Genomic DNA, 6440 nt, shown 5'->3' with positions numbered 1-6440 from the left:
GCGTTGTGCAGATGCTGCACGAGATCTATCTATCCGATCCGCGGCGTGTCGCGTCCTCGAGGCTGCGTACGATCCTTCGCCACTCCGTCGCGTAGGGCCGACGTTCGGAGCGTTCTGAGCGCGACGATCCGGCCGAGATCGATCTCGACCGGATCGCCGCTGTTGGATCAGAGCCGCGCGCGTCGCGCAGGAGACTAGACGGTCTTCACCTTGATCTGCTTTGGCTTGACGACATCCGCCTTTGGGAGGGTCAACGTCAGGACACCGTCCTTGAACGTCGCCTCGATCTTCGTCGGGTCGACGCTCAGCGGCAGCTCGAAGCTCCGGTGGAACATCCCCGACCGGCGCTCCTTGCGCAGGTAGGCGTCCTCCTTCACCTCGACCTCCGACTTGTACTCGCCCTTGATGACGATGATCTCGGAGGTCGCGTCGATCGAGAGATCCTCGGACTTCACGCCGGGGAGCGACGCCTTCATGACGTAGGTCTCAGGCGTCTCGTACAGGTCGATGGGGAAGGTCGTACCGCCGTTGAGCACTGGCGGCTTGATGAAGCTGTCCTCGAACAGCTTGTCGAGCGCGTCACGCAGGGACACGAAGTCGCGCATGGGTGTGATGGTGGTGGGCATCTGTCCTCTCCTTTCGCGACGAGCGTCGCGTGGAGAGGCTCGAGGGAACAGACGGCAAAGCGCTCCAGTCGTGCGCGGCAATCTCCCTAAGGGAGAAGCCTCACGCCCTCTAGGCCTTGAGCCCAGCCCAGCTGCCGTAGTGGTCGATCGCACGCCGCTTCTCGACGCTGTCCGGCGCGAACAGCAGGCTCAGGGCGGCGAAGAGCACCAACGCGATGACCCAGAAAAGGATGACGTCCATGAAGACGATGCTGGAGGAAGCGCGGCCCGGCGGTAAGTGCCAATGGACCCGCCCGCGAGGCAGAACGGCCCTAAGCGGAACGAGCGGCGCGGCGATCGAGCATCTTGACGTCGCAGACCACGTAACGCGGCGGATCGTTGTCGTCGGCGCGGACCAAGCGGCTGCAGTCAAGACAACGCTCGAGTGGCACAACGTGGTACCGCAAGGGACAGAACACCATCCGGTCCAGCGGCGATACGGCCTGTTTCTCCAGCAGTAGGCTCACGGCCAACAGCCTGCGGCGGTCGGTCCAGTGGGCCAAGGGCCGAACGGCGCCCGCCTGCACGTCGAACGGCACTAATGAGCTTACTCGCGGCCCGCCTACGCTGCGGATCGTGACCGTTCACGCGTCTCGCACGATCTATACCGGCCTGTCCGCGATCGAAGCGCGCCAGCGTCTGGTCACGTTCGGTCCGAACGCACTCGTCCCCGAGGCACCGTCAGGTGGGATCCGCCACGTCCTGGTCCAGGTGCTGACCGATCCGATGTCGGTGCTGCTCGTGATCGCGAGCGCGGTCTATCTTGCGCTCGGCGACGTCGTCGATGCGGTGGTCACCTTCGCTGCGCTGCTGCCTATCGCGGCGGTGACCGTGGTGCTCGAGCTTCGGGGCGAGCGCGCGCTCGCGAGTCTGCGGCGGCTCGCCGCGCCGACCGCGCTGGTGATCCGCGACGGTGTTGAGCAGCACGTGCCGGCCCTTGACGTGGTGCCCGGCGACGTGCTCGTCGTGCGCGAAGGTGACGTGATCGCGGCGGACGGTCGCCTGGTGTCGGGCACCGAGCTCGTCGTTGACGAGAGCACTCTGACCGGGGAGTCGCTCCCGGTGACGAAGACGAGCGCCGCCGGGGACGCCGACCTTTTCGCGGGGACGACCGTACTGGCCGGTCGAGCCACCGCGAACGTGCTGACGACCGGACGCGCGACGCGCTACGGCGCGATCGGGCAGCTCGTGGCCAGTGCCGAGCAGCCGCAGACACCGCTCCAGGCGCTCATCCGCCGGCTCGTTGTCCAGCTCTCCATCGTCGCGGCGGTCTTCTGCGTCGCCGTCGTGGGGATCGAGCTCTGGCGTGGCATGGACTTCGCGTCCGCGCTCATCGCCGGCGTGAGCCTCGCGATGGCGGCGATCCCCGAGGAATTCCCCATGGTGTTCGCTCTCTACCTCGGGCTCGGAGCGTGGCGGCTCGCGCGCGACCGGGCACTCGTGCGACGTCTGGTCGGGGTCGAGACGCTCGGCGCGACGAGCGTGATCTGCACCGACAAGACCGGCACGCTCACCTTGGGCACGATCGAAGTGGCCGCACTCTGGACCGCGCCGCACGCCTCCGAGGGCGATCTGCTGCGTGCCGCGGTCCTCGCGTCGGAACCGCGCCCGTACGATCCGCTCGACCAGGCGATCGTGCGCTTCGCGGCTGCTCATGGGACGGGCGTCGACGAGCTGCACGCCGGCGAGCTCGTCCGCGATCACACATTTGACACGGCCGAGCGATACCTTACGCACGTCTGGCGACACGATGGCGTGCTCAGCGCGCACGCCAAAGGCGCCCTCGAAGGGATCGCCGGACGCGGCATCACGGGCGGTGAGGTGCGGGCGGACGCGTTCGCCGCGAACGAGCGTTTCGCCGGTCAGGGGATGCGCGTGATCGCCGTCGCGTCATCAACACGTGTGAACGAGCATGGCGACCGCGCTGATGACGAATCGCAGCTCGCGCTTGTCGGTCTCGTCGCGTTCGCCGACCCTGTTCGGCCAGGGGTCGCCGAGGCGCTCGCCGATTGCCGCGCGGCCGGCGTCCGAGTCATCGTCATCACCGGCGACCACCCCGTGACGGCGAAGGCGGTGGCAGAGTCGCTCGGACTGGCTCACGTTCGCGTCGCGACGGGTGCCGATCTCGACGCCGCCGAGGACGAGGGGCTTGCCACGCTGGTCTCTACCGTCGACATCTTCGCGCGGACCCGTCCCGAGCAGAAGCACCGCATCGTCCGCGCGCTCCGCGCGCAGGGACACGTCGTCGCGATGACCGGTGACGGGACCAACGATGCACCGGCGCTGCGCGAGGCCGACATCGGCATCGCCATGGGTCGCCGCGGCACGGATGTGGCGCGATCCGCCGCAACGCTGGTGCTGCTCGACGACAACTTCGCGACGATCGTCGCGGCGGTGCGCGACGGTCGCCGCATCTTCGAGAACCTCCGCCGATCGTTCTCGTACCTCATCGCATTCCACGCCCCGCTGCTCGTGTCGGCTCTCGTCGTGCCGCTCGTCGGCGCGCCGCTGCTCCTCTTGCCGATCCACCTCGTATGGCTCGAGCTCCTGGTGCATCCGACCGCGTCGCTGGTCTTCGAGTCAGACCAGGCTGCGGACGACCTCATGCGGCGCCCGCCGCGCGGACGAGGGACCGGTCTCCTCGACCGCGGTGCGCTTGCGGGCCTTCTCGCGCGCGGGCTCGCGCTCACCGCAGGCGTGCTCGGTCTTTACCTGTACGCGCTCGGATCGGGCGCGTCCGCGGAAGCCGCGCGCGGCCTTGCCGTCGCAGCGCTCATCTTCGGTCAGGTGCTGCTCGTCATGATCGAGCGCGCGGGGGACCGCCTTCTCTGGCGCGTCGGTCTCGCGGGCAACCGCGCGCTGGTGTGGATCCTCGGGGCGACGCTCGGCTCGCTGGTCCTCGTCGAGTACGTCGGACCGCTCGCGTCGCTGTTACGGCTCACGCCGCCGTCCTTGGGCGGGTGGCTCGTCGCGGCCGCGCTGGCGATCGCAACGACGTGCTGGACCGAGGCGCTCAAGCTCACCCATGCGCGCCGCGTCGCGACGTCTGCTGCATAGGGGCGTTCGCGTCAGGCGCAGCATTACGGCCAGCGTCATCAGAACACCTGTCCCCCAAGCGAAGGATGGCATCGCTAGTCGCGCCTTCCGGAACTTCTTCGCGACATCGCGGGGAGCCACGATCGACCCGGTGCGATCGGTGCGCACGGGAGGACCAAGGTGTTGCTCAAGATCGGACTCACCGCGCTGCTCATCATTGGCTGGCACTTCCCGACGACGTTCTTCGTCCCCGGCGGGCCGCCCTACGAGAAGGGCTGGGTGATCTGGCCGTTCGGGCAGCAGACCAGGCCCGCGTTCGAGGGCATTCCCACGGTCATCGCGCCGGCGACGCTCCCCGCGACCGGTTCGCCGACCCTTGCGCTCGTGGCCGCTGGTCTCGCTTCGATGGCCTTCCTTGTCGCGATCGCGGGCGTGTGGGGCTTCGTCGTCCCACCAACGTGGTGGCAGCCTCTCGTGCTCTTCGCGTCCGCCGCGTCGGCGCTGCTGTTCGCGATCTACTTCAGCCCGCTGGCGATCATGCCGCTCTTCGTCGATGCGATCGTCGTGTTCCTGATCGTCTACCAGGGCGGCGCGCTAGTGGAGCCTTCGACGCCATGACGATCGGGCGCAAGACGAAGATCGCGATCACCATAGCTGGGGTGCCCCTGGTCCTCGCCGGCATGTGGGGGGTCGAGCGATCGATCCGCCTTCCGGGCGACGAGATCCTTCCCGGCGCCGGGACGATGGGCACCAAAGCGATCTCGATCCACGTGACCCCAGACGAGACCTGGCGCTGGCTCGTGCAGATGGGCGTCGGACGCGCGGGTATGTACAGCTACGACTGGATCGATCGGATCGTCGGGTCCGGTGATGCCGTGGACGGTCACTCCGCCACACGCATCCACCCAGAGTTGCAGGACCGGAACGTTGGGGATCAGATGGTGTTCCACCCGCCGACCGGCCTCGCGTACACCGTGGCGATGGTGAGCGCGCCGCGAGTGATCGTGTACCGAGGCCAGTCCGTCAGCCCGGTCAGCTGGACCTTCTACCTGCTGCCGAGCGACGACGGCACACGGCTCATCACGCGCTGGCGCGGCTCGAAGGCGAATGGTGCGGCGGAGACCGTGGCGAACGCCGTGTTCGGGACGATGGACTTCGTCATGGAGCAGCGGATGCTCACCCGGATCAAAGAGCTGGCGGAATCGCATGCCGCCGCCGCAATGTCGCGGTCCAGCTCGACGTACTGAAATACACAGGGAGGGCTCACTCAATGGAGAACATCAGAACCACGCCACGGCTGTATCGCAGCGCCACGGACAAAGCGATCGCGGGTGTCTGCGGCGGGCTCGCGCACTACTTCAACATCGACCCGGCACTCGTCCGCCTGGCCTTCGTCGTGTTCGCACTGGCCGGCGGCGCATCGGTCCTTCTGTACATCGTGCTCTGGATCGCCGTCCCGGTCGGCGAGGGCTCCCCGGCGGTCGCGCTCGGTGAGCGGGGACACGAGGTGCTGGCCACGGTCCTCATCGCGATCGGTGCCCTGTGGCTGCTCGCGAACCTCGGCGCGTTCACGTTCATCAACTGGCGCTTCGCCTGGCCGCTGGTCCTGGTCGCGGCGGGTGTCGCACTTCTGCTCAGGAGGGTACGGCCATGACGAGCCCGGCGATGACGTTCGAGTCCCCGCGACGCACCCCCTCTCTGGCTTTCCCGCTCGTCCTGATCGCGCTCGGTGTCGTGTTCCTGCTCGCCAACGCGGGATACCTGGATCGCGTCTCATGGATGGGCGTCGCCCAGCTCTGGCCGGTCCTCCTCGTGATCCTCGGCGTCGACCTGCTTCTACGGCCACGCTCGGTGATCGTCGCGGCGATCGTCGAGATCGCGATCATCGGCGCGGCCCTGTTCTATCTAGCGGCGACCCCGAATCTACCGGGTGCGAACGTCATCAACACCGGCACGTTCACCTCGCAGGAGAGCGTGCTTCGTACCGGCGCGTCGTCGCTCTCGCTCACGCTCGGCTACGGGGCCGGCGACCTCACCGTGAAGGCGGGCCCGTCCGCCGCCGTCATGCCGGACCTCGTCATGGTCAAGTCGACCCGCGAGGACATCGACCTGCAGTGGAACGTCCGTAGCAGCGGGTCGGCCATCGTCGAAGTGAAGTCGACGGATCAGAACAGTCCCCTTCGTGGGATCGCCCGAGCATGGGACGTCACCGTGCCGTCCGACATGCCCGTGGGCCTCACGCTCAACCTCGGAGCCGGCGACTTCGATCTCGACCTATCGAACGTGATGCTGACAGAGGCGACCATCAACAATGGCGCCTCGAATCTCGAGATCGCGCTGCCCAAGGCGAATGGCAACGTTCCCGTCACCGTCTCGACCGGCGCCTCGTCGGTCGACCTGCGCATCCCCGCAGGCGTCGAGTACCGCGTCCGCGTGACCGGTGCCCTGAACAGCATCTCGGGTCCTGAGGAGTCGAACGGCTATAGCTCGGCGACGAACCGATTGACCATCGCGATCTCGTCCGGCGTGTCTTCGATCACGATCCACCAGGGAGTGACGGAATGACGTTCGTCGTTGGCCTGATCGTGGGCGTCGCGCTCGGCACGATCGTCATCGCCTTCCTCGCGCTGAGCGCGTACGAGCGAGGCTATGACGCCGCGACGTCAAGCCCCTGGCGGGCAGAGCTCCGAGCCCGGCAAGGGAAGGCGGTCCGCCGGCATCGGGCCTTCGCGGCATAGG

Annotated in this window: 9 protein-coding genes; 7 read left to right on the top strand and 2 right to left on the bottom strand. The window is 67.6% G+C overall.

Features of this window, described 5'->3' with window-relative positions; all coding sequences use genetic code 11:
• Positions 1 to 194 precede the first annotated feature (194 nt).
• Both VI056_07205 and VI056_07200 read right to left on the bottom strand, forming a co-directional pair.
• Entirely contained in the window at positions 195 to 626 is a 432-nt protein-coding gene (locus tag VI056_07205) for an Hsp20/alpha crystallin family protein (GenBank protein HEY6202815.1), read from the bottom strand.
• Between the two features lie 109 nt (positions 627 to 735).
• Positions 736 to 867: a hypothetical protein gene (locus VI056_07200; protein ID HEY6202814.1), complete on the bottom strand. Its 132-nt coding sequence runs from the start codon at positions 865 to 867 to the stop codon at positions 736 to 738.
• On the opposite strand from VI056_07200, the gene VI056_07195 reads away from it, so the two are divergent.
• The 7 genes from VI056_07195 to VI056_07165 all read left to right on the top strand — a co-directional run bounded on the left by VI056_07195 (position 866) and on the right by VI056_07165 (position 6439).
• Entirely contained in the window at positions 866 to 1126 is a 261-nt protein-coding gene (locus VI056_07195) for a hypothetical protein (protein ID HEY6202813.1), read from the top strand. The two genes, VI056_07200 and VI056_07195, sit on opposite strands and share 2 nt — an antisense overlap.
• A gap of 115 nt (positions 1127 to 1241) precedes the next feature.
• Entirely contained in the window at positions 1242 to 3722 is a 2481-nt protein-coding gene (locus VI056_07190) for a cation-transporting P-type ATPase (GenBank protein ID HEY6202812.1), read from the top strand.
• A 159-nt stretch (positions 3723 to 3881) separates the two neighbouring features.
• Positions 3882 to 4319 (top strand): hypothetical protein, encoded by a 438-nt coding sequence (locus tag VI056_07185; protein HEY6202811.1) that lies wholly within the window; start codon positions 3882 to 3884, stop codon positions 4317 to 4319.
• A complete protein-coding gene (locus VI056_07180; GenBank protein HEY6202810.1) occupies positions 4316 to 4948 on the top strand; it encodes a hypothetical protein in 633 nt (210 codons plus the stop codon). Before VI056_07185 ends, VI056_07180 begins: the two co-directional genes overlap by 4 nt.
• A gap of 23 nt (positions 4949 to 4971) precedes the next feature.
• Entirely contained in the window at positions 4972 to 5355 is a 384-nt protein-coding gene (locus VI056_07175; protein ID HEY6202809.1) for a PspC domain-containing protein, read from the top strand.
• An 11-nt stretch (positions 5356 to 5366) separates the two neighbouring features.
• The gene (locus VI056_07170; GenBank protein HEY6202808.1) at positions 5367 to 6266 is read left to right on the top strand and encodes a DUF5668 domain-containing protein; all 900 of its coding nucleotides are present in this window, start codon (positions 5367 to 5369) and stop codon (positions 6264 to 6266) included.
• On the top strand, positions 6263 to 6439 hold the full coding sequence (locus VI056_07165; protein ID HEY6202807.1) for a hypothetical protein: 177 nt from the start codon (positions 6263 to 6265) through the stop codon (positions 6437 to 6439). The genes VI056_07170 and VI056_07165 overlap by 4 nt, the downstream gene beginning before the upstream one ends.
• Position 6440 lies beyond the last annotated feature (1 nt).

The sequence above is a fragment of the Candidatus Limnocylindria bacterium genome, from assembly GCA_036523395.1.
In the GTDB taxonomy this organism is placed as follows: Bacteria; Chloroflexota; Limnocylindria; order P2-11E; family P2-11E; genus CF-39.
This window is presented reverse-complemented; position numbering and strand designations above follow the sequence as displayed.

What these genes read in the sequence shown, in the direction of transcription:
- VI056_07205 (HEY6202815.1), bottom strand. Translation starts at nt 626, where the DNA reads ATGCCCACCACCATCACACCCATGCGCGACTTCGTGTCCCTGCGTGAC.
- VI056_07195 (HEY6202813.1), top strand. Translation starts at nt 866, where the DNA reads ATGAAGACGATGCTGGAGGAAGCGCGGCCCGGCGGTAAGTGCCAATGG.
- VI056_07200 (HEY6202814.1), bottom strand. Translation starts at nt 867, where the DNA reads ATGGACGTCATCCTTTTCTGGGTCATCGCGTTGGTGCTCTTCGCCGCC.
- VI056_07180 (HEY6202810.1), top strand. Translation starts at nt 4,316, where the DNA reads ATGACGATCGGGCGCAAGACGAAGATCGCGATCACCATAGCTGGGGTG.
- VI056_07175 (HEY6202809.1), top strand. Translation starts at nt 4,972, where the DNA reads ATGGAGAACATCAGAACCACGCCACGGCTGTATCGCAGCGCCACGGAC.
- VI056_07170 (HEY6202808.1), top strand. Translation starts at nt 5,367, where the DNA reads ATGACGTTCGAGTCCCCGCGACGCACCCCCTCTCTGGCTTTCCCGCTC.
- VI056_07165 (HEY6202807.1), top strand. Translation starts at nt 6,263, where the DNA reads ATGACGTTCGTCGTTGGCCTGATCGTGGGCGTCGCGCTCGGCACGATC.